The following is a 26,527-nucleotide window of genomic DNA, read 5'->3' as shown; positions in this document are numbered from 1 at the left end:
CGCGGGTGGGGGGCGGGAGGCGGCACCAGTCTAGGCGGGACCCGCACGCCGACGGCGAGCGCGCTGCGCTCGAGAGGTATGTCGCAGGCGTGTCCTAGGGTGAGCGCGTGCCGCACCCAGACCTGGATCGCTATCTCACCGCCGCCGTCGGGGGAGTGGGTGGCAGCACCCGGCCCGGGCAGGTGGCCATGGCCCGGGCGGTCTCGGACGCCATCGAGCGCGACGAGCACCTGCTCGTCCAGGCAGGCACGGGCACCGGCAAGTCGCTCGCCTATCTCGTGCCCAGCCTGCTGCACGCCCTGGACAGCGACCACCCGGTGGTGGTGGCGACGGCAACCCTGGCGCTGCAGGCCCAGATCGTGGACCGGGACCTGCCCCGGCTCGCCGAGGCGGTGACCCCGCTGGCGGGTCGGCGCCCGACGTACGCGCTGGTCAAGGGTCGCCGCAACTATGTCTGCCGGCACAAGCTCGACGGCGGGATGCCTGACGACGACGAGAGCACGCTGCTCGGGGTCGGTGCCGTCGACGCGCAGGCCGGACGCCTCGGGCAGGAGGTGCTGCGGCTGCGCGGCTGGGCCGAGCAGACCGCCTCGGGCGACCGGGACGAGCTGGTGCCGGGCGTCTCCGAGCGGGCCTGGCGGCAGGTGAGCGTGAGTGCCCGCGAGTGCCTGGGGATGCGCTGCCCGCAGCGGGCCGAGTGCTTCGTGGAGCAGGCGCGCGAGGCGGCCAAGGAGGTCGACGTCGTCGTCACCAACCACTCGTTCATGGCGATCGACGCCTTCGAGGGACGGGTGATGCTGCCCGAGCACGACGTGCTGATCGTCGACGAGGCCCACGAGCTGGTCGACCGGGTGACGGCGACGGTCACCGACGAGCTGTCCGCCGGGATCGTGGCGACGGCCTCGCGACGCGCCAACCGGCTATCCGACGACGCCCCCGTGCTGGCGGAGGCGGGAGACCTCCTCGGCGAGGCGCTCGACGCCCTGGAGGAGGGCAAGATCGACGACCCGCCGCAGTCGCTCGTGCAGGCCCTGATGCGGGTGCGCGACGTGGCCCGCGCGGTGCAGTCCGACCTCAAGCCGGACAAGGGCGAGGAGGACGCCGACGCCGGTGCCCGCAAGGTCGCCCAGGCCGCGGTCGGCGAGGTCTTCGACACCGCCGAGCGGATCCTGGAGGGCCGCGAGCTCGACGTGGTGTGGCTGGGCAAGGATCCGCGCCGCGGGGGCGTGCTGCGGGTGGCTCCGATGAGCGTCGCCATGGACCTGCGCGAGCACGTCTTCGGCGAGCGGACCGTGGTGCTGACCTCGGCGACCCTGGAGCTGGGCGGCAGCTTCGACGCCGTCGCGGGGACGCTCGGGTTGCGCGGCAGCGGCGCGCCCGCCTACACCGGGCTCGACGTGGGCTCGCCGTTCGACTACCCCCGGCAGGCCATCGCCTACGTCGCCCGCCACCTGCCACCACCCGGCCGCGACGGGGCCGCGCCGGAGACGTTCGACGAGATCGAGGCGCTCGTGCGGGCCTCCGGCGGGCGGGCGCTGGGGCTCTTCTCCTCGATGCGGGCGGCGCAGGCGGCCACGGAGGCGCTGCGCGAGCGGTTCGCGGCGGACGGGACGCCGATCCAGGTCCTGTGCCAGGGGGAGGACCAGATCACCACGCTGGTGCGACAGTTCGCCCGTGAGCCGCACACCGCGCTGCTCGGCACGCTGACGCTGTGGCAGGGCGTCGACGTGCCCGGGTCCTCCTGCCAGCTGGTCATCATCGACCGGATCCCCTTCCCGCGGCCGGACGACCCGCTCGCGTCGGCGCGCACGCAGGCGATCGGGCGGATGGGCGGCAACGGCTTCATGGCCGTCTCGGCGACCCACGCCGCGCTGCGGCTCGCCCAGGGCGCAGGGCGGCTGATCCGGCGGGCCGACGACCGTGGCGTGGTGGCCTTCCTCGATCCCCGGATGATGACCGCGAGGTATGCCGGTTTCCTGCAGAAGTCCTTGCCGCCCTTCTGGCCCACCACCGACCGCGAGCTGGTGCTCCAGGCACTGCGCCGCCTCGACGAGACCGCCGCACCGGTGACCCCTGTCCTGGAGCCCGGGCTGCGCTCGCTGACCGGTGAGGTGACGACCGACGCCGTGGCCGCGACGCCGCGCCCGTCGGCCGACCCGCACCCGGCCCCGCCGTCGACCCGGTCGGCCGTGACCTCCGGCCACCCGTGGACCGACGACGAGGACGAGGAGCTGCGCGAGGGCGTCGACGCGGGCCTGGGCCTCGACGAGCTCGCCGACCACTTCGAGCTGGAGCCCGAGGTGGTCGAGGCGCGGCTGGCCGCGCTGCGCCTGTCGCTGCAGCCGCAGGCCGGCTTCGACCTGGGGTGACGCGACCGAGGCGCTCGGCCCCGGTCGAACGCCCCACGACCGGCGGACGTCCCGGGGGTCCGTCGGTGGCTCGTGGCAAGGTGTATGCCGTGACCGCCGCCCCCGCCTCGCGCATCCCGCCGTACGTGCTGATCGCCGGCCCGGAGACCGTGCTCGCGGACCGGGCGGTGCGGGCCACGCTCGACGAGGTCAAGGGGCTGCACCCGGACCTGGAGACGATCACGCTGCGGGGCGGGGCCTACGAGGGCGGCGAGATCGCGATGCACGCGAGCCCCAGCCTGTTCGGCAACGCCAAGGCCATCGTGGTCCGCGACCTGGAGGAGGCCACCGACGAGCTGCAGACCGACCTGCTCGCCCACCTCGGCGCCCCGCCCGTCGAGGACGTGTGGCTCGTGGTCACCCACCGGGCCGGCAACCGCGGCAGGAAGGTGCTGGACACCCTCAAGAAGGCCAGGGCGCGGGTGATCGACTGCCCGGCCATCAAGACCGACGCGGACAAGGCGGCCTTCGTCACCAACGAGTTCCGCGCGGCCCGGCGCAAGGCCACCCCGGACGCGGTGCGGGCCCTGGTGGAGGCCGTCGGCAAGGACACCGGCGAGCTCGCGTCCGCGTGCGCCCAGCTGGTGCAGGACACCACCGGCACGATCGACGAGGACGTCGTCGGGACCTACTACGCGGGTCGGGTGGAGGCGACGGGCTTCAAGGTGGCCGACGCGGCCGTGGCGGGCAACGCCCCGGAGGCGCTGCGGCTGCTGCGGCACGCCATCGCCGGCGGGGACAACCCGGTCCCGATCGTCGCGGTCCTGGCCCTCAAGCTGCGCCAGCTCGTCAAGGTCGGGTCCGCCGGGCGGGGGCCGTCCGGTCAGCTCGCGTCCGCGCTCGGGATGGCGCCCTGGCAGATCGACCGCGCCCGCCGAGACCTGGCCGGGTGGGACGCGGAGGCGCTGGGGCGGTGCATCCAGGCGGTCGCGCAGGCGGACCACGACGTCAAGGGCGGGGGTCGCGACCCGGTGTATGCCGTGGAGCGGGTGATCCTCACCATCGCGCGCGAGCACGGCTGACGCTCGCCCTGGCCGCGGGGCGGGCGACGGGACGCTGTCAGTCGACCCGCTCGAGCAGCTCCACGACCCGCTGCACCATCAGGTCGGTCGCCTCGGCGTCGTACTCCTCGGCGAGGTCCTTGTCGTTGAAGAGGTGACCCTTCCCGGCATACGTGAAGACCTCGACCTCGGCGCCGCCTGCCCGCAGCGAGCCCGCCGCCTCCTCGCGCTCGTCGTCGGTCAGGAACTCGTCCTGCTCCTTGGCGTGGATCTGGACCGGGCAGTCGCCGGGCCAGGTCGTGTCCTCGCCCCACGTGCTCGTGGGCGAGGCGCCGGCGACGAGGATCGCGGCCCGCGCCTGCATCTGCAGCGCCACGTGCTGGGCCATCGCCGACCCCATGGAGAAGCCCGCCACCACCAGGCCGGTGGGCAGGTCGTCCTTGGCGAGGGCGAGGGCGTGGCCCATGACGGTCTGCCGGTCGTGCTCGTCGGCCTCGGCCAGCGCGGACTCGTAGTCGTCGAAGGTGCGGCCGTCGGTGTAGTCGACGATGCGGACGTCGTGGCCGGCTGCGCGCAGGCGGTCGGCGAAGTCGTAGATGCCGGCGCGGACGCCGAGGACGCTGGGGAACACTGCGACGGTGGCCATGCGCGGACGCTATCGCGGGGCCGCCGGGGCTGACCAGAGGTGTCTCCCGCTCTGGTAATGTTGACCCTTGCGTGCGCGCTCAGGTCGTGCGCGCATGCAGCACCACCCAGCCGCTCCTCATCCCACGGGTGCCCCACGCCCGGTCCCGAGGACGGCTGCCGCCCTCAACGGCAGATATTCGACCTTCCAGAAGGATTCTCGTGGCAAACATCAAGTCCCAGATCAAGCGGATCAAGACCAACAACGCCCGCACCGAGCGCAACAAGGCGTACAAGAGCGAGCTGCGTACCCACATCCGCAAGTTCCGTGCCGCGGTCGAGGCCGGCAACGTCGAGGAGACCACCACTGCGCTGCAGGCGGCCTCCCGCAAGCTGGACAAGGCCGTCAGCAAGGGCGTGATCCACAAGAACCAGGCCGCCAACAAGAAGTCGGCGATGGCCAAGGCTGCCGCGAAGCTCGGCTGAGCGACCGGCACCACGACGAAGGGCCGCCACCCCCTGGGGTGGCGGCCCTTCGCGCGTCCTGCGGCGGCAGGGCGGCGGGTCAGCGCGCGTGCGCTCGCACCTGGGCGGCGACCTGCTCGAAGCGGTCCTGGGGGAGCACGGCGCCGATCCGGCGCACGGTGCCCGGGTCGAGCTGGAGGATCCGGTCGACGCGCACCTCGCTGGGGCGCCCGCGCCCGTCCCAGGGCCCGCAGCCCACGTCGCACCAGTGCCGTCCGACGGAGGCCTCCTGGGCGTTGTCCCGGTCGTGGTCCTTGCTCGTCATCGGCAGCGCCAGGAGCAGGCCCTCGTGCCGGCCGATGACCAGGGCGGGACGGTCCTTGCCGCGGGAGTGGGCCTCCTCGTAGGGGATCCACGCCCAGACGACCTCGCCGGGGTCGGGTCGGTCGTCGGGGATCGGGGCGTAGCTCAGGGTCGGCACCCCGCGGAAGTCGCCGGCGTAGCTGCCGCGGCTCGTGGCGTGCGGGGTCGCGCCGCCGGGCTGGTGGGACTGCCCGGACCGGGGGAGCCGCCCTCGACCCGCGTCACCGGCCGGGGCGGCGGCGGGCGGCTCGGCCACGGGACTCCGCCCGGGCCCGTCCGTGTCGCGTCGGTGTCCCTCCGTGTCATGGGCGCGCCCGTCACGGAGCCGATCCAGCGCAGGAGCGAGCACGAGCCGTCGGAGCGCCCGCACGAGGCGCTGGGGGTGTGGTGCCATGATGGGACGCTACCGCCTGCCGACGTCGCCCGGCGACCGCACCCCGTCCCGCCGACGCCCAGGAGCCGCCCCATGCCGTCCCGCCGAGCCCATCACCCCGGTCTGGCGGTCGCCGCCCTTGCGGTGGGCGGGTTCGCCATCGGCACCACGGAGTTCGCGTCGATGGGGATGCTGCCCGAGGTCGCCCGCGGCATCGACGTCGACATCCCGACCGCCGGGCACCTGGTGTCGGCCTACGCCCTGGGAGTCGTCGTGGGCGCCCCGACGCTGGCGGTCCTGGGCTCGCGGCTGCCGCGCAAGCTGCTCCTCGTGGCGCTGATGGGCCTCTTCGCCGTGGCACACCTGGCGAGCCTGGCGGTGTCGACCTATCCCGCACTGATGGCGGTGCGCTTCGTGGCGGGGCTGCCGCACGGGGCGTACTTCGGGATCGCCTCCCTGGTCGCGGCCTCGCTCGTCGACGAGCGGCACCGGACCCAGGCGGTCTCCAACGTGCTCATGGGCCTCACCGTCGCCAACGTCGTGGGGGTGCCGGTGGCGACCTGGCTGGGGCAGCACGTCGGCTGGCAGACGGCGTATGCCGTGGTCGGCGCGCTCGGGCTGCTGACCATGGCCGCGGTGAGTCGGCTCGTCCCCCACCAGGAGGTGGACCCGGACACCTCGGTGCGGCGCGAGCTGGGGGCGCTGCGCCGCCCGCAGGTGTGGCTGGCGCTGCTCATCGGCACGGTCGGCTTCGGCGGCATGTTCTCGACCTATGCCTACATCTCGCCGACCCTGCAGACGGTCGGGCACTGGTCGGCGGGCGCGGTGCCGTGGATCCTGTCGCTCTACGGCATCGGGTCGACGGCGGGCGCCGCGGTGGCCGGGCGGGTGGCGCGGGTCGGCATCCTGCGCGGCATCGCGATCCTGCTGGTCCTCATCGCGCTGCTGCTGGCCGTGTGGGCACTGCTCCTGCCGTACGTCGTGGTCGGGCTGGCGGCGACCTTCCTGCTGGGGGCGCTGCCGAGCATGCTGGTGCCGCTGCTGCAGACCCGCCTGATGGACGTGGCCCACGAGGGTCAGTCGCTGGCCGCCGCCCTCAACCACTCCACCCTCAACGTCGCCAACGCGCTCGGTGCCTGGCTCGGGTCGGTCGTGCTCGCCGCGGGCTGGAGCTATGCCTGGCCGTCGCGGGTCGGCGTGGTCCTGGCCGTGCTCGGGCTCGGGGTCACCGCCTGGAGCGCGCTGCTGGGCAGGACGACGACCGGCCCTGGACCTACGAGGTAGGCGGAACCGGTCGTGACGACGTCACCCTGGCGCGCCCACCTCGGCCGCCGGTCGGGCGCGGGGGTGAGGGGCGTGCGGGTCGTCATACCGGCTGGTGCTCGTGTGGGAGACTGGGCCGCTGACGAGTCCGCCACCCCAGACGAGGTAACCGCATCGTGTCTCCCATGGCCCGCACCGCGCTCACGCCCCACGCGACGCCACCGGAGCTGATCCGCAACTTCTGCATCATCGCGCACATCGACCACGGCAAGTCGACGCTGGCCGACCGGATGCTGCAGAAGACCGGCGTCGTCGAGGAGCGTCTGATGCGCGCGCAGTACCTCGACCGGATGGACATCGAGCGCGAGCGCGGCATCACCATCAAGTCGCAGGCCGTGCGCATGCCCTGGGAGCTGGACGGGGCGACCTACTGCCTCAACATGATCGACACCCCCGGGCACGTGGACTTCACCTACGAGGTCTCCCGCTCGCTCGCGGCCTGCGAGGGTGCGGTCCTGCTGGTCGACGCGGCCCAGGGCATCGAGGCGCAGACCCTCGCCAATCTCTATCTCGCGATGGAGAACGACCTGACGATCATCCCGGTGCTCAACAAGATCGACCTGCCGGCCGCGCAGCCGGAGAAGTATGCCGCCGAGCTCGCCGGCCTGATCGGCTGCGACGAGTCCGACGTGCTCAAGGTGTCCGGCAAGACCGGTGTCGGCGTCGAGGAGCTCCTCGACCAGATCGTCCGGCTGCTGCCCGCTCCCGTGGGCGACGCCGACAAGCCCGCCCGCGCGATGATCTTCGACTCGGTCTACGACACCTACCGCGGCGTCGTCACCTATGTCCGGGTGGTCGACGGCAACCTCAACCCGCGCGAGCGGATCCAGATGATGTCGACGCGGGCGACCCACGAGCTGCTGGAGATCGGCGTCATCTCCCCGGAGCCGATGCCGTCCAAGGGTCTGGGCGTGGGCGAGGTCGGCTATCTCATCACCGGCGTGAAGGACGTGCGCCAGTCCCGCGTCGGCGACACGATCACCAACATGGCCAAGCCCGCCGAGGAGGCGCTCGGCGGCTACCGCGACCCGCGGCCGATGGTCTTCTCCGGGCTCTACCCGATCGACGGCACGGACTACCCGCTGCTGCGCGACGCGCTGGACAAGCTCAAGCTCAACGACGCGGCCCTGGTCTACGAGCCGGAGACCTCGGCGGCGCTGGGCTTCGGCTTCCGCGTCGGCTTCCTCGGCATGCTGCACCTGGAGATCGTGCGCGAGCGCCTGGAGCGCGAGTTCGGGCTGGACCTGATCTCGACGCTGCCCAACGTGGAGTACGACGTGACCCTCGACGACAAGCGCGTCGTGGAGGTCACCAACCCCAGCGAGTTCCCCGACGGCAAGATCGCGGAGGTCCGCGAGCCCGTGGTGCGGGCCACGATCCTCGCGCCGAGCGAGTTCATCGGCTCGATCATGGAGCTGTGCCAGGCCAAGCGTGGCACCCTGCGCGGGATGGACTACCTGTCCGAGGAGCGCGTCGAGATGCGCTACACCCTCCCGCTCGCCGAGATCGTCTTCGACTTCTTCGACCAGCTGAAGTCCAAGACCCGCGGCTACGCCTCGCTGGACTACGAGCCCGACGGCGACCAGGTGGCCGACCTGGTCAAGGTCGACATCCTGCTGCAGGGCGAGCAGGTCGACGCTTTCAGCTCCATCGTCCACAAGGACGCGGCCTACTCCTACGGCGTGATGATGGCGACCAAGCTGCGCGAGCTGATCCCGCGACAGCAGTTCGAGGTGCCGATCCAGGCCGCCATCGGGTCGCGCGTCATCGCCCGCGAGACCATCCGCGCGATCCGCAAGGACGTGCTCGCCAAGTGCTACGGCGGCGACATCAGCCGCAAGCGCAAGCTGCTGGAGAAGCAGAAGGAAGGCAAGAAGCGGATGAAGATGGTCGGCCGTGTCGAGGTGCCCCAGGAGGCCTTCATCGCGGCGCTGTCCAACGACGGCGAGAGCAAGGGCAAGGGCAAGAAGTGACCGACCAGCCCTCCCCGGACGGGACGGCGCCCGACCAGCCCGCGCGACGGACGACATACACCGTCGGCATCGCCGAGCCCGTCACCGGCGAGGGGGTGCGCCGGATGGTGAGCTTCGCGCGGGTCGACCAGCGGCTCCAGGACAAGGACGCGCGGGCGATCGAGCGGTACGGCGACCGCTGGCTGCTCGACCTCCCGCGGTCGACGAACCGCTCGGACGTGCACCCGGACGCGCGGCTGGACCCGGTCGCGGTCTTCGGACGGCGGGCGCCCCTGGTCGTCGAGGTGGGCGCCGGCTCCGGTGACGCCACGACGGCGGGCGGGGAGCAGCTGCCCGACCACGACCTGCTGTCGCTGGAGGTGTACCGGCCGGGGCTCTACGACATGCTCCGCAAGGTCGGCTCCCGCGACCTGCGCAACGTGCGGCTGCTGGAGGCCGACGCGGTGCCGGTCTTCGAGACCCTCCTGCCGGCGGGCTCGGTCCGCGAGGTGTGGACCTTCTTCCCCGACCCCTGGCCCAAGACGCGGCACCACAAGCGCCGCATCGTGCAGCCGGCCTTCGCGACCCTCGTCGCCCGCGTCCTGGAGCCGGGCGGCGTATGGCGCCTGGCCACCGACTGGCCCGACTACGCCGCCTGGATGCAGCAGGTGCTCGACGAGCACCCGGACTTCGAGGGCGGGCCGGACGAGCGCTTCGCCGTGCGGCCGATGACTCGCTTCGAGCGGCGCGGGGTCGCGGCCGGGCGGCCGATCACCGACCTCACCTATCGCCGCCGCTGACGCGGTGAGCCAGGGCGTGCCACCACGCCCGGAGGACCAGGAAGGTCAGGCAGGCCAGGGCGAGCCATGAGAAGACTCGGGCCGGCCAGGAGCGCGAGGCGTCCAGGAGCAGGTCGCTCGCCGGCCAGGCGCACAGGGCCAGCACGGCGGTCCGATGGATCGCCGACCGCCGGGACCGCACGATCGGGCGCGGGCAGACCTGCGCGGCATACGCCGCCGGGCTCCCGAACTCCTCCACGAGCGGGGCACCGGTCTGCTGGCCGTGGGCGCGGGCGTCCTCGAGGACGCGGCCGACCTGGGGCTCGGGGAGCTCGCCGCGGGTGCGCAGGATCCGGGCGAGGTCGTGGACCCACGCCTCGTCCGTGAGCGGGCGGGCCTGCTCGGGACCGGGATCAGGTATGACGCGCCCCAGGAGCCAGGCCAGGGCGGCATGGGCGGCGGCCAGGGGCAGGTGCCAGCCGATCGAGGCGTGGGCGAGCGGACGAGGATCGGTGACCGCGAAGAGCGCAGCGATGCCCAGCGACCCGGCCGCGATGACGACGAGGACGGCCGCGGCGCCCCAGGTGGTGGACCACCTCGTCACGACGCTCTCCCACGTCGTGATGGCGCCGAGGGCGACGACCGACCCCAGGAAGGGGAACAGCACCCAGGCCAGGGTCCAGTCGATCGACCACTCGGTCCGGAGCACGCACACGAGGGCGCAGACCAGGGTCACACCGACCGCCGCGACCGCGGCCACCTGCGGCAGGTCGCGCCAGCGGGTGGGCGGGTCCTGGATCGCGTCGGACCCCTCGGCCGCCCACCGCCGCAGCGTGTCCTCGGCCCACCGGTCGGGCGGCCCGTAGAGCTCCTCCGGCCCCTCCCCGCTGCTGCGGACGAGCTCCAGCACCTCGCCCAGGGCGTGCTCGGCGGCCGCCACCTCCACGTGGCCGCGCAGGACCAGCGCCAACCACGCCTCCGTTGCCCACTCCTCGTCCTCCGCACGGTCCCGTACCGCACGGAACCGGGCCGGCTGAGCGCCTGCCTCGGACCGGTCAGACACGCCCTGCTCCTCCTGGTCGCCCCTCATGGCTCTTCCTTCGCGTCTGGGTCCGGATCCCCCGTCGCGGACTCCCAGTGGTGCAGGACGTGGACCAGGGCGGTGAGCTCGGCCAGCTCCTGGGCTCGCCGGGCGCGCCCCTTGGCCGTGATGGCATAGGTCCGTCGTCCCGGACCCCCCGCACCCTCCTGCCAGGTCGTCGTCACGTCGCCGGCGTCCTCGAGGCGCGCGAGGACCGGATAGAGCGACCCTCCCCGCAACCGCCCGAAGCCGGCATCGGCCAGCGCCTCGGCCAGGGCGTAGCCGTGCGCCGGTCCGGTGGCGAGGACCGTCAGGAGGGCCGGCTCGAGCACTGCCCGGACCCAGGCCTGGGGCCACCTCGCATCGACGTCCTTCATGTATCTAAGTACGTCACGTATCTAGTGAGGCGTCAAGCGGCCGAGCCCGACACCGGGCGTGCCGCCGCCATGGCGGGCCGCGGTCGCTGCTCTAGCGGCGCCGCTGGGTCGTGGACCGCAGAGCCCCGCCGATCGAGCCCAGGGTGCCGCCGAGCGCCCCGCCGAGGCGGGTCGCGTCGGCCCGGGGTGGCTCGGCCGCGGGCGTCGGCTCGGTCGCGCGCACGGCCTCCAGCCGCAGCACGCAGGAGTCGCCGACCTTGCGGAAGCCGATGCGGTGGTAGAGCCGTGAGGATTCCGGGTGGTCCAGGTCGGTGTAGAGCAGGCACCGGTGGCCGGCGCGGCGCTGCCGCAGGCTCACCTCCGCGACGGTCGCCGCGGCATACCCGTGGCCGCGGTGCTCCGGCGGCGTGTAGACCCAGGACACCCGCGACACCCCGCCGTGCGGGCGGGACGCGTGGGCCATCGAGACCGGCTCGCCGTCGACCTCCCACAGCTGCATGCCCCCGCGCTCCACCCACTTCTCCAGCGGGAAGCGGGCCGGGGCCGGCGTGCGGGTGTCGTCGAGGTATGCCGCCGCCCAGGTCTGCAGCATCGGCAGGTCCGTGCCGGTGGCGGGACGCAGGGCACCGGGCACGCCGCTCGGCATACGGGGAAGGCCGGGCAGGTCGTGCATGCCCTCGCGCCGCACCACCCGGATGTGACTGCCGCGCTCGAAGGCCAGCGTCTCGGCGAAGGCCAATGCTCCCGGGATCAGCCCGCCCACCAGGGGAATCTCCAGCTGGTCGATCATCGCGCGCCGGGCCAGGGCTCGGGAGACATGGGGGTCGACGGTGGCGACGTGGAAGGGACGTGGCGGGGTGTGCATGGCCAGCGCCGTGACCCGCCCGTCGCGCCTGGCCCAGTACCACGACGCCTGGGGGTAGTCGTGCGGAGCCTCCAGGGCGTGCGCGAGGGTCGTCGCGATGACCGAGTGGATGACGGGGGCGGCGGAGATCCGCGTCGCGGACAGCTGCCGGAAGTCGTCGGCGACAGCGGTGCGGGAGACGGTGATTCCCTTGGCGGCGCTGCGCATGCGGCCCACTGTGCCACAGCCCGCCTGTGCAACCGCTCAGCAGGACGGCGGCCCCTCGAAGCGCAGCGTGACGCTGTCCCCGATCCGGCGGTAGCCGAGCGCCTGGTAGATCGCGTTGCTCGTCGGGTTGGCGAGGTCGGTGTAGAGCAGGCACCGGTGGCCGCGCTCCTGCTCGCGGCGCGACCAGCGGGCGACCACCGCGCTCGCGTAGCCGTGGCCGCGGTGCTCCGGCGGAGTCCACACCCAGGAGAGGCGCGTCACCCCGCCCGCGGGCACCGAGGACGCGCACATCGCCACGGGCACGTCGCCCGCGAGCCACAGCCCGATCCGGCCGTCCTCGAGGGGCTGTCGCGCGTCGACCTCGGGGCGGGCGTCGTCGACCGACACCTCGTCCCGGAAGTCCCGCATCCACCCCTCGACGAGCTCGCGGTCCTGCGGGTCGGCGACCCGCATCGACCCGTCGACCGGCCAGGGGAGCGCGGGCTCCACCGGCAGGTCGTAGATCCCGAGGTCGACCTGCACCCGTGCCTCGAGATCCCGCTCGGCGCACCAGCGGTCGGCGAAGGCCAGGGCGCCGTCGCGCAGGCCGCCGACCCCGGTGAGGGTCCGCCCTGTCGCGCCCGCGTGGTCGGCCAGGGCGACGGCGCACTCGGGATCCGTGAAGGCCAGGTGCGGCGGGTGGGGCGGGGTGTGCATCGCGGTGGCCACGAGACGGTCGTGCCGGTGCAGGAGGTAGAACCGCGCGTCGCCCGGGGCGGGGGCGCCAGCGAGCCGCAGCGCGTTGGTGGCGATCACCGAGTGGATCACCGGCTGCGTCTCGATCACGGTGGCGGCTGCCCGCAGGAAGGCGGCGGCGTCGGTGGTCTCGGTCACGGACACGTGGGGGTGCATGGCACCACTGTCCCAAGGGTGCAGGTGACGCCGCCAGCGCATCGGGTCACGCTCGCACCGGGCACGTCCTGAGCTGCGAGGTCGGGAAGGGCACGGAAGGGGGCCCGGAAGGTGCGTGAGCTGAGCTCCGAGCGCCGGTCAGCAGGAGGGGTGTGCCGGGGTCGCGGCGGGACGAGGGCGGTGGCGTGGGACCCTGGAGGGGTGAACGCCGACTCACCCGCTCAGCCCCGGTCCGGCCTGCTCAGCCGTACGGCGCCCGGCCTCCTGCTCGCCGCCTGCGCGGTCGCGGTCGCCATGGTGGTCAACCACCGGGTGGCGACCGCCTCGCCGCTGCTGATCGCCATACTCCTCGGGGCGGCACTGGCCAACCTGGTCACCCTGCCCGCCTCGACCGCACCCGGGCTGCAGGTCGCCTCCAAGAAGCTGCTGCGCCTCGGCATCGTGCTGCTCGGGCTGCAGGTGATGCTCCACGACATCGCCGGCCTGGGGCTCGGGATGATCGCGGTGGTGGTCGCCGTGGTCGTGGGTGGCATCCTCGCGACGCTCGCGATCGGCCGGGCGCTGGGCATCGGGCCCGGGCTGCGCCTGCTGGTCGCGTGCGGCTTCTCGATCTGCGGGGCCGCCGCGGTCGCCGCCGTGGACGGGGTGGTCGACGCCGAGGAGGAGGACGTCGCCACCGCGATCGCGCTCGTCGTGCTGTGCGGCACCCTGATGATCCCGCTGGTGCCGCTGCTGGTCACGCTGACGGGACTCGACCACCACACGGCCGGGCTGTTCGCCGGGGCGTCGATCCACGAGGTGGCCCAGGTCGTAGCCGCGGGCGGCGCGATCGGTGGGGGCGCCCTCACCGTCGCCGTGATCGTCAAGCTGGCCCGCGTCCTGATGCTCGCCCCCGTCATGGCCACCATCTCCTGGCAGCGCCGCCGGGCGCTCGCCGGGCAGGAGGTCACCGGGACGCTCCCGCCGCTGGTGCCCGCCTTCGTGCTCGGCTTCCTCGCGATGGTGCTGGTGCGCTCGTTCCTGCCGATCCCGGCCGACGTGCTGGGCGGGGCCAAGCTGCTGCAGACGATCCTGCTGACGGCGGCGATGTTCGCGCTCGGGTGCGGCGTGCGGCTGCGGACGATCGCCAGGGTGGGTGCGGCGCCGTTCTACCTCGCCGCCGCGTCGACCCTGTGCGTCGCGCTCATCGCCCTGGGCGGCGTGCTGCTCGTCCGCTGAGGACCGGGCGCCCGCGTCAGCGGGCCCGCCGCAGGACCGCCCACACCGCGAGGTGGTCGGTGCCCGGGATCGCCACGGTGCCCGACGCCACCGGCTCGAGGTCGCGGGCGATCACGTGGTCCAGCGCCACGAAGGGCGGGTAGGGCCGGCCCTCGTGCGGCCACGTGCGCAGCCACAGGTGATGGTCGTCCGGCAGGACGGTGGTGTCGCGCGTCAGCCGTCGGAAGACCGGGTGCACCCGCCCGGCGTTGAGGTCGCCCGCCATCACCCATGGTCCGGTATGCCGGTCGGCCCAGCCCACGAGCGCGCCGAGCTCGGAGCGCCACCGCCCGGTGGTCCCCGGCAGCGGGGCGAAGGGGTGCACGCCCGTGAGCACGACGCCGCCCGCCAGCCGCACGGTCGGCGCCTGCGCCGGGCCCGAGCCAGACCCCGGCGAGCGGGTGACCTGGCCGCAGACGGCGACCCCCTCGACGCAGTCGTGCGGCGCCCGGGTCGCGACCAGGGTTCCTCGGCTGCCGGGCTCGACCTGGCCGGAGGCGTGGGGGAGCAGCGCCCCGAGGCCGGCCCCGCGTAGCCGCTGCCACAGGGCGGGGGTGGCCTCGGTGAGCACGAGCGCGTCGGGGCCGGTCCGGCGGACGGCCGCGACCACCTGGGCCGCGTCGGCGGAGCCCAGCTCGGTGTTGAGCGCCAGGACCCGCAGGTCGCCGGGCTGCTCGGGGCGCTGCCGCGCGTGCGGCAGCAGCGGCTGGACGAGGGCGGCGGCGAGCGCGAGGCAGACCAGCGCCGAGACCCACCGACGATGCATCAGGGCGATCAGCGCCCACGCCACCCCGACGAGGCCGACCAGCGGCAGCACGGGCTGCACGATCGGCAGCGGCCCGGCCAGGTCGAGGTGCTCACCGACGAGGGCGACCGCCCCGAGCAGCGGCCCGATCAGGTGCAGGCGTCCACGTCCGGGGCAGAGCACGCGGTCACTGTAACCACCGTGCCCCGAGCACACGTGGAGCCTGGCACCCGACGTCCGGGTGCCAGGCTCCACGACGGTCGGAGCAGGGGCGGTCAGCGGGTGGTGGCTCCCCGGCCCACGTCGGACATCTTCGACTGGGTCCACGGCGCGATCAGGGCGAGCAGGACCGCCATCACCATGGTCACGGCACCGAGACCGTAGTAGTAGGTGGCGTCGCCCAGCTCGCGGGTCTGGTCGATGATCACCGCGGCGCAGCCCTGACCCGTCGCGGCCGCCAGCAGCCACAGGGTCATGGCCTGCGACGCGAACTGCCGGGGTGCCAACGAGGTCGTGGCCGCGAGGCCCACAGGGTTCATGAACAGCTCGGCCACGGTCTGCACGATGAACACCAGGCCCAGGTACCAGAACGGTGACAGGCGCTGCCCGCCCGGCCACTGCTGGAAGCCGTACCCCATCATCAGCGCGGAGAAGCCGATGATGGCGACCGCCATCGCGAACTTCATCGCCGTGCTCGGGAAGCGCCCGGCGCGACGCATGAAGAACCACCCCAGCACCGGCGCCATGATCAGCACCGCGGCGGGGTTGATCGACTGGTAGGCCTCCGGGCTGAGAGCCAGGGAGCCGATGCCGAGCGAGCCGTCGGTGTTGTCCTTGGCGAAGGTCGCCATCTTGCCCGAGGCCTGCTCGAAGATGATCGTGAACAGCACGTTGCCGAGCCACAGCGGCAGGAAGGCCCACAGGTGCTCGCGCTCGTGGGCGGTGACCTGGCTGCTGCGGAACATCATCAGGAAGTAGCTGATGGACGCCAGGGTGGCGACGGTGAAGACGACATACGCGATGGCCTCGGCCAGACCGCCGAAGATCGGCTGGTAGGCCAGGGTCAGCAGCACCACCAGCACCACGAAGCCGGCCGCCCCCAGGAGCAGCCGCCGCCCCTCGCCGGGGCCGAGCGGGTTGGGGACGTCGTAGGCGAACTGGGACAGCCGCCCGCGGCCGTACGCGAAGGCCGCGAGCCCGAAGGCCATCCCGACCGCGGCGGCGATGAAGCCGACGTGGTAGCCGTAGTGGTCCTTGAGGTAGCCGGTCACCAGCGGGGAGAACAGCGACCCGAAGTTGATCGACATGTAGAACAGCTGGAAGCCGGCCTCCCGGCGCGGGTCGTGCTCGTCGTAGAGCCCACCCACGATCGTGGACAGGTTGGGCTTGATGAAGCCCGTGCCGAAGGCGATCAGGAACAGGCCGGTCCACGACGTCGCGACGGTCGGAACCGCCAGCAGCACGTGGCCGGCCATGATCACCATCCCGCCGTAGAGCGTCGACCGCCAGGGGCCGGCGATGCGGTCGGCGAAGATGCCGCCGGGGATGGTCAGGAAGCACACGGCGGCCTGGTAGGTCGCCAGCACCACCTGACCGGTGTTCTTGTCCAGGCCCAGCCCGCCGTGGGCGAAGGTGTCGGTGATGAAGTAGAGCAGGATCGCCCTCATCCCGAACCAGCTGAACCGCTCCCACATCTCCACCTGGAGCATCCAGGGCAGACCTCGGGGCTGGCCCATCAGGCCGATGTCGTCGGCCGATGGCCCGGTCCGCACGCTGGCAGGCCGCCAGCGGTTCGGCGCGGGGGCAGGTGGCTCCTTGGTGCTGGTCACGTCGTCGTGTCCTCTCGGTGATGGCGGGACAGGTCGTGACCGTCCCGTCGACGGGGTGGTCTCGTGGACCAGCCCGACCCTAAAGGGTTGCTACTCGAAGGTATTCAGGGGTCCCGGTCGGAACGTGTCGGGTGCAGGTGTGCTGCCGCGACGCCGGGGCCGCCCGGGCCACCGGTGGCGGCTCGTCGGTGGCGGCGCGCCCGGGCGTCCAGCCGCGGGACCGGGTGGGCGCGCCCGTCATACACAATGAGCCCCATGCCGAGCGCACTGCCTGACGGACTGCCCGCCCCCGCCGACGGCTCCCTGCCGAGCGAGGCGCTCGACCGGCTCGGTCTCGGGCCCTTCGGCGTCTACGTGCACGTCCCCTTCTGCCGGACCCGGTGCGGCTACTGCGACTTCAACACCTACACGCTGCCCGAGCTGGGGGCCCCGGGCAGCACCGTGTCGTCCTATGCCGACACGGTGCTCACCGAGCTCGACCTGGCCCGACAGGTCCTCGGCAGCGACGCCCCCGCGGTGGAGACGGTGTTCATCGGCGGGGGGACGCCCACGATGCTCGCCGCCGAGGACCTCGCCCGGATCGTCGAGGGGATCGGCGAGCGCTTCGGCTACGCCGGCGAGGTCGAGATCACCACGGAGGCCAACCCGGACACCGTCGACGAGCACTACCTCGACTGGATCGCGGCGCGCGGGTTCACCCGGGTCAGCCTGGGGATGCAGTCGGCGGTGCCGCACGTCCTCGCCACCCTGGACCGCACCCACGACCCGCGCAACGTCGAGCGCGCCGTCCGCGGCGCTCGGCAGCACGGCCTGGACGTGTCCCTGGACCTGATCTACGGCACGCCGGGGGAGTCCCTGGCCGACTGGCGGACCTCGCTGGAGTCGGCGATCGAGCTCGCGCCCGACCACGTCTCGGCCTATGCGCTGGTGGTGGAGGACGGGACGAAGATGGCCGCCCAGGTGCGCCGCGGCGAGCTGGCGATGCCGAGCGACGACGACGAGGCGGAGAAGTACGAGCTCGCCGACCAGCTGCTCACCGCGGCCGGCTACGGGTGGTACGAGGTGTCCAACTGGGCCCGCTCGGAGGAGAAGCAGTGCCGTCACAACCTCGGCTACTGGGGCGACGGCGACTGGTGGGGCGCGGGTCCCGGGGCGCACAGCCACGTCGGCGGCGTGCGCTGGTGGAACGTCAAGCACCCCAGCGCCTATGCGGCCCGGCTCGCGGCGGGCGAGTCTCCCGCCGCGGCCCGGGAGGTCCTGACGGTCGAGCAGCGGTATGACGAGAGCGTGCTGCTGGGGATCCGGATCGCGGCCGGTCTGCCGGTCGACGAGCTGGACGACGAGGGGCAGCACGCGGTCGCGGGGCTGGTGGCCGACGGGCTGGTGGACGGCACCGCGGCGGTGCGCGACCGGACCCTGGTGCTGACCCGCCGCGGGAGGCTGCTCGCCGACACCGTGGTGCGGCGCCTGCTCGCCGTCTGACCGGTCTCGAGGGGCCGGTCGGCGTCGACGGGCGGCTCCGCGCCCGGGGCGCGTCACCGGGACGAGCCGCTCGCGTCTCAGGGGCGGATCAGGGGCGGGTCAGGGCTGCATCGGGCATCGCCGGGGGATCCGCGCCGGGCACGATGGCGTCGGAGCAGCGAACCCACTCACGAGCAGGAGCACGACATGAGCGACCACCGCGACCAGACCCCGATCCACGACCCGGCCTCCGGCGCCCCGCTGCACACGCCCGGCCCCACCCCCGCCGCGCCGGGGCACGGCGCCCCGGCCTACGGTCAGCCCGCGTCGGCATACGCCCCGCCGTCGTCCATGGACCCCCGGCTCGAGCGGCAGCTGACGGCTGCGGCGCACTGGAGCCCCCTGCTGGCAGTCTGGGCCGTGGGCATGACCTGGGTGGGCCCGCTGATCGTCCTCCTCGCGGGCGGTGGCCGCAGCCCTCGTGTCAAGAGGCACTGCTACGACGCGCTGAACTTCCAGATCACCGTGTGGCTGGCCACGATCGTCGCGACGCTGGTGAGCCTGCTGCTGATGGTGGTGCTCGTCGGCTTCCTGCTGATCTGGGCGGTCCCGGCGATCCCGCTGGTGGCGCTGGTGTTCCACGTGCTGGCGGCGATCAAGGTCGCGGGCGGCGAGGACTACCGCTACCCGATGACCATCCGTTTCCTGAAGTGACCTGAGCGGACGCGCCGGCCCTCGGGCCCCGCTCGACGTGTCGGCGCGTCAGCCGACGTGGTCCAGCCCGACGTCCAGGACCGCCGCGCTGTGCGTGAGCCGCCCGACCGAGATCAGGTCCACGCCCGCCTCGGCGATCGGCACGATCGTGGTCTCGTCCACGCGTCCGGACGCCTCGGTGATCATGCGGCCGTCGACGAGGGCCACGGCCTCGCGGAGCTCCTGGGGCGTCATGTTGTCGAGCAGCACCGCGTCGGCGCCGACCTCCAGCAGCTCGCGCAGCTGGTCGAGGGTGTCCACCTCGCACTCGATCTTGACCAGGTGGCCGACCTCGGCGCGCGCGAGCCGGACGGCGGCGGTCACCGACCCGGCGACGGCGACGTGGTTGTCCTTGACCAGGACCGCGTCGTCCAGCCCGAAGCGGTGGTTGCTGCCCCCGCCCGCCCGCACCGCTGCCTTCTCGACCGCGCGCAGCCCGGGGGTGGTCTTGCGGGTGCAGCAGACGCTCGCGGACGTGTGCGCGATGGCGTCGGCGAGGCGCGCGGTCGCGGTGGCGATGCCGGACAGGTGGCCGAGGAGGTTGAGGCCGACGCGCTCGCCGGTCAGGAGGGCGCGGGCCGGGCCGGTGGCCTCGCCGATCACCTCGCCGGGGGTGACGCGTGAGCCGTCCGGGCGGTCGATGCGCACCTGGACGCGCGGGTCGAGCAGGGTCCAGGCGAGGCGGGCCAGGTCGGTGCCGGCGACCACGCCGGGGTCGCGGGCGACGAGGCGGACGGTGGCGGTGGCGTCGGCGGGGATGATCGCGTCGGTCGTGAGGTCGCCCGCGCGGCCCAGGTCCTCGAGCAGCGCGGCCCGCACGAGCGGCTCGAGCATGACGTCGGGCAGGGCCCTCATGAGGCGATCCTCTCGGTGGTGGTGGCCAGGACGTCGTCCTGGGTCAGGTGGGTGTGGTGCGGCGCGGCCGTGGCAGGCGCGTCGGTGCGGGTGTGGCCTCCGCGGGACTCCTGCCGTCGCAGGGCCCCGGCGCAGAGCAGGGCTCCGACCAGGGCTGCGTCGTCGTGGCCGGCGAGCGGGGCGAGCAGGTCCAGCGCCGACTCCAGCCCGGTCGCGTCGCGCAGGACCCCGGCGGACCGCTCGACGGTATGCCGGACGAGCGTGAGGGTGGCCGGGTCGGGTGCGGTCGGCACCTCGGCCAGGGCGGCCGCCCGGGCCGTCAGGTCCTCCAGCGCCGGCATGGCGGGGAGATCCGCTGCTGCGCGGGCGAGCTCGTCGGCCACCCATCGGGAGCAGACGGCCGCCTCGAGCAGCGAGTTGCTGGCGAGCCGGTTGGCGCCGTGCAGCCCGGTGGAGGCGCACTCGCCGACGGCGTGCAGGCCGGGGACGGTGGTGCGGCCGGCGAGATCCACGGCGATCCCGCCCATGTGGTAGTGCGCGGCCGGCCGGACCGGCAGCAGGTCGCGGGCGGGGTCCAGGCCGGCGGCGCGGCAGTGCTCCGCGATGGCGGGGAAGCGCTGCGCGAAGCGGTCGCCCAGCGCGGCGCGGGCGTCGAGGAGCACCTGGTGCCCGTCGTCGAGGGCGGCCCACTCGGCGCGCGACACCACGTCGCGGGCGGCCAACGGGTCGTCGATCACCCGGGCGCCGGTCTCGTCGACGACGATCGCTCCCTCGCCGCGGACCGCCTCGGACACCAAGGGCATCGGGTCGAGCCCGACGTCGAGGGCGGTGGGGTGGAACTGCACCAGCTCGACGTCGCGCAGCGTCGCGCCGGCGCGCGCGGCGAGCGCCAGGCCCTGCCCGCGGGAGCCGAGCGGGTTGGTGGTGTGCGCGTAGAGGCCACCGATCCCGCCGGTCGCCAGCACCACCTGGCGGGTGGCGAGCACGCGCCGCCCGGCGGGCCCGTCGACGAGCACCCCGCAGACGCCGTGGGCATCGGTGAGCAGCCGCACCGCGCGGGCGCCCTCCAGCAGGGTCACCGACGGCAGCGCGCGGGCCGCGGCCAGCGCGGTGCGCTGCAGCTCGGCGCCGGTGCCGTCGCCGTGGGCGTGCACGATCCGGCGCCGGGAGTGCGCGCCCTCCAGGCCGAGGACCAGTCGGCCGTCGTCGTCGCGGTCCAGGCGGGCCCCGAGGTCGACCAGCTCGGCGACGGCCGCGGGGCCCGCCGCGGTGATCGCCCGCACCACACCGGGGTCGCAGAGCCCGGCGCCCGCGGCGAGGGTGTCCCGGGCGTGCCGCTGCGGGTCGTCGTCCGGGCCGACCGCGGCGGCCAGGCCACCCTGCGCCCACGCGGTGGAGGTCTGGGTGCCGAGGGGCACGGCGGACAGCACGATGACGGGGGAGGGGGCGAGCCGGACCGCGGTGAGCAGCCCGGCCAGCCCGGCCCCGACGACGACCGGGCTGCCGTCGTACGTGACGGGCGGCATGTCAGTGCACCGCCAGCATGCGCTCGACCGCGGCACGGGCCCGGTCCGCGACGTCCTCGGGGACCGTGACCTCGTGGGTCATCGTCTCCAGCGAGCGACGGATCGTGGCGAGGGTGTTGCGCTTCATGTGGGGGCACAGGTTGCAGGGCCGCACGAAGTCGACGTCGGGGTGGTCCGCGGCGACGTTGTCCGACATCGAGCACTCGGTGATCAGCGCCACCTGGCGGGGCCGCCGCTCGGCCACGAAGCGGCTCATGTCGGCCGTGGACCCGGCCAGGTCCGCCTCGTCCACGACCTCGGTCGGGCACTCCGGGTGCGCCATGACGACGACGCCGGGGTGGTCGGCGCGGATCTGGCGGATGTCCTCGGGGGTGAACCGCTCGTGCACCTCGCAGGCGCCGGGGTGGGTGATCACCTCGACCCCGGTGAGGCGGGCGACGTTGGCGGCGAGGTGGCGGTCCGGGATCATGATCACCCGGTCGGCACCGAGGGACTCGATGACCGTGACGGCGTTGCCGGAGGTGCAGCAGATGTCGGACTCTGCCTTGACCGCCGCCGAGGTGTTGACATAAGTCACGACCGGTATGCCGGGGTGCGCGGCGCGCAGGGCCCGCACGTCCGAGGCGGTGATCGACTCGGCCAGGGAGCAGCCCGCCCGCAGGTCGGGGACGAGCACCGTGCGCCCGGGGTTGAGCAGCTTGGCGGTCTCGGCCATGAAGTGCACGCCGGCGAGCACGACGACCTGGGCCTGGACGTCCTGCGCCTCACGGGCGAGCGCGAGGGAGTCGCCGGTGATGTCCGCGACCCCGCCGAAGATCTCGGGGGTCATGTAGTTGTGCGCGAGGACCACGGCGTCCCGCTCGGCCTTGAGACGCCAGATCGCCTCGACGTCGTCGGTCATCGCGGCCCACTCGACGGGCGGCACGTGGTGCCTGACCCGGTCGTACAGCGCGGCGGTGTCGGGCAGCTGGAGCGTCATGCGGATCCCCTAAGGATCAACGTGAGCATATCTAGATGCTGAACGTGAGCATAACCCTCGGGCAGGGCCTGTCAACCGCAGGACGGCACGGGGGTGAGTCAGCGGGGGGAGCGGGCCGGGAGCTTGGTGCCCGCCGCCTGACGCTCCAGGAGCACGCTGCGGCGGAAGCGGTAGGTCTTGGCCGGGCGACCGCCGGTCCCGGACGACATCGACCCGGTCTCCTCGACCAGGGCCTGCTGCTCCACGAGCCGGCGGAAGTTCTGCTTGTGCAGGTGCTGCCCGGCCAGGGACTCCACGCAGCCCTGCAGCTCCCCGAGCGTGAACTCCGGCGCCATCAGCTCGAAGACGACCGGGCGGTACTGGATCTTGGCGCGCAGCCGGGCCAGCCCGGTCGCGAGGATCCGCCGGTGGTCGCCGACCATCCGGGCGCCGGGCACGAGGTCGGCCGCGGGCAGCCGCCACGCGGGCCTCGACTCGGGCAGCAGCCCCACCTCGTAGAGCAGCTCGTAGCGTTGCAGGGTCCCCTCGGGCAGCCAGGCACGCCCGCCCCGGCCGAAGGCCGCGTCGCAGCGCTGCCGCCGCTCGGAGCGGGCGGCGTCGGTGCGGGCCGCTCCCACCCAGTGCGTCAGCTGCGGCGCCACCACCTCGTCGACCAGCCGGGTCCCCGCGCGCTGGTCCTCCCACGGCAGGTAGTCGTAGATCCCCACCCAGGTGCCTGCGTCGGTCGCCCTGTCGGCGCCCCGCCGCGCGCCCGGCTCGTCGCCCGCGGTGGTCAGCCCGAGGTAGGAGATGGAGATCCGGTGGATCGCGTCGTCGAGCCCGCGATCGGCGTCCGCGAAGGTGTAGAGCTGCTCGACATACCCCAGTCGTCGCCCGGTCCGGGAGGCCACCCAGCTGCGCAGACCCGCCTGCAGGGAGCGCTCGCCCGCCTCGAGCGGACCGGCAGGCAGGGCCGGCGCGGCGGTCCCGCCCTCGGCCCGGCCGTCCACCGTGAGCACGCACGGGCGCTCGGCGGCGACGGCGACCACCACGGCCACCAGCTCGGCGACGAGCCCGCCGGCAGCGGCCCCCGGGGCGCCGGCGGCGTCCCCCTCGGTCGTGGCGTTGACGCTCTGCTCCACCTGCTAGTCCTCCAGCGGCACGGTCACGAAGTCGATCAGCTCCTCCACGCTGGCCAGCAGCGTGGGCTCCAGGTCGGCGTAGCTGCGCACGGTACCCAGGATCTGCTTCCAGGCGCGGGCGATGTCGGCCTGCGACTCGTGCGGCCAGCCCAGGTGGGCGCAGATGCCGTGCTTCCAGGAGGTGCCGCGGGGGATCACCGGCCACCGCTCCAGCCCGAGGCGCGCGGGCTTGACCGACTGCCAGACGTCGACGTAGGGATGCCCCAGGATCTTGACGTATGGCGCATACCGCGGTGTGCGCCGGGCATCCTCGACGATCCGGGCCTCCTTGGTGCCGGGCACGAGGTGGTCGACGAGCACGCCCATCCGGCGGTCCCGGTCCGGCGCGAAGTCCTCGATCGCGGCACGCAGGTCGTCGACGCCGTCCAGCAGCTCCACGACCACGCCCTCGATGCGCAGGTCGTCGCCCCAGACCCGCTCGACCAGCTCGGCGTCGTGGCGGCCCTCGACGAAGATCCGAGACCCGCTGGCGACCTTGGCCGGCACGCCCTGCACGGCCCGGGAGCCGGAGGCGGTGCGGGAGGCGGCCTGCCGGACCTCGCGCAGCTGGGCCTGGGCCTTGCTCCTGTCCGGCACGAGCGTCACCGGGGCCCCGTCGACCCAGAAGCCCGGGCCCATCTCGAAGCCGCGCACCCGCCCGCCGCGGTCCTCCAGGTGGACGACGTGGACGCCGCCGGCCTTCTCCACCCGCACGACGGCGCCGCACCACCCCGACTGGACATCCTCGACCACCAGGCCGAGACAGGCGGGCACCTCCTGGGAGCGGCCGCGCGGCGGGGTGCGCCAGTCGCCGGCGAGCGGGTCGGTGCCGTAGCGGTCGGCCACGAGGTCCTCCTGCGGGTCGGTGCGTCCGGGCTTGTGCCGGGCTGCAGGCTAGCCCTCGGGGGGACGGGAGTTCGTGGGGGCGCGCGAGCGGGCGTAGAATTGGCACTCAGAGTGGGAGAGTGCCAGCCGAGGACGGGGTAGGAGGTGCGAGGCATGAGCCAGACCCGACGGCTGCAGGTGCTGCGCGCCATCGTGCAGGACTACGTGGCGACCTCCGAGCCGGTGGGCTCGCGGTCGTTGCTGGAGCGACACGCCCTGGGCGTCTCCGCCGCCACGGTCCGCAACGACATGGCGGCCCTGGAGGAGGAGGGCCTGATCGCCGCCCCGCACACCAGCGCCGGGCGGATCCCCACCGACGCGGGCTACCGACTCTTCGTGGACCAGCTCTCCGAGATCAAGCCCCTGTCGCCGGCCGAGCGCGCCGCGATCCGCGAGTTCCTCACCGGCGCGGTCGACCTCGACGACATCGTGGACCGCACCGTGCGGCTGCTGTCCGGGCTGACCCAGCAGGTCGCGGTCATGCAGTACCCCTCGCTCACCCGCTCCTGCGTGCGCCACATCGAGCTGGTCCCCATCGGTGGCCCCCGCCTCATGGTCGTGCTCATCGTCACCACCGGCCGGGTCGAGCAGCGCGTCGTGGACGCCGGGCGTGACCTCGACCAGGGGGAGGGCGAGGGGCTCGTCTTCACCCTGCGGGGCTCGCTCAACACCCTGGCCGCGGGGCGCCCCTTCGCCGAGGTGGCCGCCGGGCTGGGCTCCCTGTCCGACAGCTTCGCCCCCGCCGATCGCTCCGCCGTCGAGGCCGTGGCCCGGGCCCTGTCCGAGATGGTCGTCGAGGAGCGCGAGGAGCGGGTCGTGGTCGCCGGTACGAGCCACCTGGCCCGCGCGGGCGGCGACTTCCCCCTGACGCTCGGCCCCGTCCTGGAGGCCCTCGAGGAGCACGTCGTGCTGCTCGGGCTGCTCGACGCCCTGCACGGCGACCCGGTCCGGCCCTCCGACGCCGACGTGGTCAGCGTCCGGATCGGCCACGAGCTGTCCCACGCCGGGCTGGTGTCGACCTCGGTGGTCTCCACCGGGTACGGCGCGGGCCCGGACCACGTCGCCGGACTCGGCGTGGTGGGCCCGACCCGGATGGACTACCCCACGACGATGGCCGCGGTGCGCGCCGTCGCGGCCTACGTCAGCCGCCAGCTCGGCGGGTGAGCCCGTGAGCCCTTCCGGCATACCTGATCGTCTGCTCTGCCTGTCCCTCGACCACCCACGACGCCAAGGACATTCGTGAACGACTACTACGCCGACCTCGGGGTCGACCGCGGCGCCAGCGCCGAGGAGATCAAGAAGGCCTACCGCCGGCTCGCGCGCAAGCTGCACCCGGACGTCAATCCCGGCCCGGAGGCCGAGGAGGAGTTCAAGAAGGTCTCCCGCGCCTACGACGTGCTCGGCGACCCGGACAAGAAGCGCGCCTTCGACATGGGCGCCGACCCCTACGCCCAGGCAGGCTCGGCGGGCTACGGTCCGGGCTTCACCTTCAGCGACATCATGGACCAGTTCTTCGGCGCCGGTGCGGCCGGAGCCCCCGGCTCCCGCGGGCCCCGCAGCCGCACCCGCCGCGGCCAGGACGCGCTGGTCCGCGCCGACATCGACCTGCGGACCGCGGTCTTCGGCGACACCGAGGAGCTCACCCTCGACACCGCGGTGGAGTGCACCACCTGCCACGGGGAGTGCTGCCAGCCCGGCACCACCTCCGAGACCTGCTCGGCCTGCCAGGGACGCGGCGAGGTGCAGCAGGTCCAGCGCTCCTTCCTCGGCCAGATCATGACGACCCGCCCGTGCGGGGTCTGCCAGGGCTTCGGGACCGTCCTGCCGCACCCCTGCTTCGAGTGCTCCGGCGAGGGCCGGGTGCGCACCCGCCGCACGGTCACCATCAAGGTGCCCGGCGGCGTCGACACCGGCACGCGCATCCAGCTGCGCGGCGAGGGCGAGGTCGGCCCCGGCGGCGGCCTGCCCGGCGACGTCTACGTCGAGATCGTGGTGACGCCGCACCCGACCTTCCAGCGCCACGGCGACGACCTGCACTGCACCCTCGACGTCCCCATGACCGCGGCCGCCCTCGGCGCCACGATCGCCCTCGACACCTTCGACGGCACCCAGGACGTCGAGGTGCGCCGCGGCACCCAGTCCGCCGACACGGTGACCCTGGACGGCCTGGGCGTCACCCACCTGCGCGGCACCGGCCGCGGCGACCTGGTCGTCCACCTCAACGTCCTCACCCCGACCCGCCTGGACGCCCGCCAGGAGGAGCTGCTGCGCGAGCTCGCCGGCCTGCGCGGCGAGGAGGCCCCCGAGGCCCACCTCACCTCCATGGACAAGGGGCTGCTCGGCAAGCTCCGCGACGCCTTCCGCTGAC

Annotated in this window: 24 protein-coding genes; 11 read left to right on the top strand and 13 right to left on the bottom strand. The window is 73.7% G+C overall.

The features are described from left to right. The first annotated feature begins 107 nt into the window (after window positions 1–107). Window positions 108–2,369, top strand: a complete 2,262-nt coding sequence (locus MM438_RS07155) for an ATP-dependent DNA helicase (protein WP_338155518.1) — start codon at window positions 108–110, stop codon at window positions 2,367–2,369. Between the two features lie 65 nt (window positions 2,370–2,434). Next, a complete protein-coding gene (holA, locus tag MM438_RS07150; protein WP_241451816.1) occupies window positions 2,435–3,430 on the top strand; it encodes a DNA polymerase III subunit delta in 996 nt (331 codons plus the stop codon). 37 nt (window positions 3,431–3,467) lie between these two features. Here the strand turns inward: holA and MM438_RS07145 are convergent, their stop codons facing one another. Then, window positions 3,468–4,055, bottom strand: coding sequence for a dienelactone hydrolase family protein (locus MM438_RS07145; RefSeq protein WP_241451815.1), 588 nt, complete (start codon window positions 4,053–4,055; stop codon window positions 3,468–3,470). A gap of 200 nt (window positions 4,056–4,255) precedes the next feature. On the opposite strand from MM438_RS07145, the gene rpsT reads away from it, so the two are divergent. Next, window positions 4,256–4,519, top strand: a complete 264-nt coding sequence (rpsT, locus tag MM438_RS07140; protein ID WP_241451814.1) for a 30S ribosomal protein S20 — start codon at window positions 4,256–4,258, stop codon at window positions 4,517–4,519. A 79-nt stretch (window positions 4,520–4,598) separates the two neighbouring features. Here the strand turns inward: rpsT and MM438_RS07135 are convergent, their stop codons facing one another. Next, on the bottom strand, window positions 4,599–5,255 hold the full coding sequence (locus tag MM438_RS07135) for a type II toxin-antitoxin system PemK/MazF family toxin (protein ID WP_241451813.1): 657 nt from the start codon (window positions 5,253–5,255) through the stop codon (window positions 4,599–4,601). 72 nt (window positions 5,256–5,327) lie between these two features. Here MM438_RS07135 and MM438_RS07130 point away from each other — a divergent pair, with 72 nt between their 5' ends. The 3 genes from MM438_RS07130 (at window position 5,328) to trmB (ending at window position 9,309) form a co-directional block, all read left to right on the top strand. Then, window positions 5,328–6,518, top strand: coding sequence for an MFS transporter (locus MM438_RS07130; RefSeq protein ID WP_241451812.1), 1,191 nt, complete (start codon window positions 5,328–5,330; stop codon window positions 6,516–6,518). A gap of 164 nt (window positions 6,519–6,682) precedes the next feature. Next, a complete protein-coding gene (gene lepA / locus MM438_RS07125; protein ID WP_241451811.1) occupies window positions 6,683–8,530 on the top strand; it encodes a translation elongation factor 4 in 1,848 nt (615 codons plus the stop codon). Then, on the top strand, window positions 8,527–9,309 hold the full coding sequence (trmB, locus tag MM438_RS07120) for a tRNA (guanosine(46)-N7)-methyltransferase TrmB (RefSeq protein WP_241451810.1): 783 nt from the start codon (window positions 8,527–8,529) through the stop codon (window positions 9,307–9,309). The genes lepA and trmB overlap by 4 nt, the downstream gene beginning before the upstream one ends. On the opposite strand, the gene MM438_RS07115 is transcribed toward trmB, so the two are convergent. The 4 genes from MM438_RS07115 to MM438_RS07100 form a co-directional block, all read right to left on the bottom strand. Next, window positions 9,290–10,378 carry a hypothetical protein gene (locus tag MM438_RS07115; protein WP_241451809.1) on the bottom strand — a complete coding sequence of 363 codons (1,089 nt, stop codon included), beginning with the start codon at window positions 10,376–10,378 and terminating at the stop codon, window positions 9,290–9,292. The two genes, trmB and MM438_RS07115, sit on opposite strands and share 20 nt — an antisense overlap. Next, window positions 10,375–10,746 carry a PadR family transcriptional regulator gene (locus MM438_RS07110; RefSeq protein WP_241451808.1) on the bottom strand — a complete coding sequence of 124 codons (372 nt, stop codon included), beginning with the start codon at window positions 10,744–10,746 and terminating at the stop codon, window positions 10,375–10,377. Before MM438_RS07110 ends, MM438_RS07115 begins: the two co-directional genes overlap by 4 nt. Window positions 10,747–10,837: 91 nt before the next feature. Further along, window positions 10,838–11,818: a GNAT family N-acetyltransferase gene (locus MM438_RS07105; RefSeq protein WP_241451807.1), complete on the bottom strand. Its 981-nt coding sequence runs from the start codon at window positions 11,816–11,818 to the stop codon at window positions 10,838–10,840. A gap of 36 nt (window positions 11,819–11,854) precedes the next feature. Next, window positions 11,855–12,709, bottom strand: a complete 855-nt coding sequence (locus MM438_RS07100) for a GNAT family N-acetyltransferase (protein ID WP_241451806.1) — start codon at window positions 12,707–12,709, stop codon at window positions 11,855–11,857. A gap of 201 nt (window positions 12,710–12,910) precedes the next feature. Between MM438_RS07100 and MM438_RS07095 the strand changes: the two genes are divergently transcribed. Further along, window positions 12,911–13,927, top strand: coding sequence for a YeiH family protein (locus MM438_RS07095; protein WP_241451805.1), 1,017 nt, complete (start codon window positions 12,911–12,913; stop codon window positions 13,925–13,927). A gap of 16 nt (window positions 13,928–13,943) precedes the next feature. On the opposite strand, the gene MM438_RS07090 is transcribed toward MM438_RS07095, so the two are convergent. Together MM438_RS07090 and MM438_RS07085 are read right to left on the bottom strand one after the other, a co-directional pair. Further along, complete coding sequence (locus tag MM438_RS07090) at window positions 13,944–14,894, bottom strand: endonuclease/exonuclease/phosphatase family protein (protein WP_241451804.1); 951 nt, start codon at window positions 14,892–14,894, stop codon at window positions 13,944–13,946. A 92-nt stretch (window positions 14,895–14,986) separates the two neighbouring features. After that, window positions 14,987–16,540, bottom strand: a complete 1,554-nt coding sequence (locus MM438_RS07085) for a peptide MFS transporter (RefSeq protein ID WP_241451803.1) — start codon at window positions 16,538–16,540, stop codon at window positions 14,987–14,989. A gap of 255 nt (window positions 16,541–16,795) precedes the next feature. Between MM438_RS07085 and hemW the strand changes: the two genes are divergently transcribed. Together hemW and MM438_RS07075 are read left to right on the top strand one after the other, a co-directional pair. Continuing rightward, the gene (gene hemW, locus MM438_RS07080) at window positions 16,796–18,022 is read left to right on the top strand and encodes a radical SAM family heme chaperone HemW (protein WP_241451802.1); all 1,227 of its coding nucleotides are present in this window, start codon (window positions 16,796–16,798) and stop codon (window positions 18,020–18,022) included. Window positions 18,023–18,208: 186 nt separating this feature from the next. Further along, entirely contained in the window at window positions 18,209–18,715 is a 507-nt protein-coding gene (locus tag MM438_RS07075; RefSeq protein ID WP_241451801.1) for a DUF4870 domain-containing protein, read from the top strand. A 48-nt stretch (window positions 18,716–18,763) separates the two neighbouring features. Here MM438_RS07075 and nadC read toward each other — a convergent pair whose 3' ends face one another. From nadC to MM438_RS07050, 5 genes are all read right to left on the bottom strand, one after another. After that, window positions 18,764–19,609: a carboxylating nicotinate-nucleotide diphosphorylase gene (gene nadC, locus MM438_RS07070; protein WP_241451800.1), complete on the bottom strand. Its 846-nt coding sequence runs from the start codon at window positions 19,607–19,609 to the stop codon at window positions 18,764–18,766. Further along, window positions 19,606–21,135, bottom strand: a complete 1,530-nt coding sequence (locus MM438_RS07065; protein ID WP_241451799.1) for an L-aspartate oxidase — start codon at window positions 21,133–21,135, stop codon at window positions 19,606–19,608. The genes nadC and MM438_RS07065 overlap by 4 nt, the downstream gene beginning before the upstream one ends. A 1-nt stretch (window position 21,136) precedes the next feature. Further along, entirely contained in the window at window positions 21,137–22,114 is a 978-nt protein-coding gene (gene nadA / locus MM438_RS07060) for a quinolinate synthase NadA (RefSeq protein ID WP_241451798.1), read from the bottom strand. A 98-nt stretch (window positions 22,115–22,212) separates the two neighbouring features. Then, the gene (locus MM438_RS07055; protein WP_241451797.1) at window positions 22,213–23,235 is read right to left on the bottom strand and encodes an NUDIX hydrolase; all 1,023 of its coding nucleotides are present in this window, start codon (window positions 23,233–23,235) and stop codon (window positions 22,213–22,215) included. Between the two features lie 3 nt (window positions 23,236–23,238). Continuing rightward, the gene (locus MM438_RS07050) at window positions 23,239–24,120 is read right to left on the bottom strand and encodes a DUF3097 domain-containing protein (RefSeq protein ID WP_241451796.1); all 882 of its coding nucleotides are present in this window, start codon (window positions 24,118–24,120) and stop codon (window positions 23,239–23,241) included. A 153-nt stretch (window positions 24,121–24,273) separates the two neighbouring features. Here MM438_RS07050 and hrcA point away from each other — a divergent pair, with 153 nt between their 5' ends. Both hrcA and dnaJ read left to right on the top strand, forming a co-directional pair. Beyond that, window positions 24,274–25,323 carry a heat-inducible transcriptional repressor HrcA gene (hrcA, locus tag MM438_RS07045; protein ID WP_241451795.1) on the top strand — a complete coding sequence of 350 codons (1,050 nt, stop codon included), beginning with the start codon at window positions 24,274–24,276 and terminating at the stop codon, window positions 25,321–25,323. Between the two features lie 75 nt (window positions 25,324–25,398). Further along, on the top strand, window positions 25,399–26,526 hold the full coding sequence (gene dnaJ, locus MM438_RS07040) for a molecular chaperone DnaJ (protein ID WP_241451794.1): 1,128 nt from the start codon (window positions 25,399–25,401) through the stop codon (window positions 26,524–26,526). Window position 26,527: the final 1 nt, after the last annotated feature.

The sequence above is a fragment of the Arsenicicoccus dermatophilus genome, assembly GCF_022568795.1.
Lineage (GTDB): Bacteria > Actinomycetota > Actinomycetes > Actinomycetales > Dermatophilaceae > Arsenicicoccus > Arsenicicoccus dermatophilus.
This window is presented reverse-complemented; position numbering and strand designations above follow the sequence as displayed.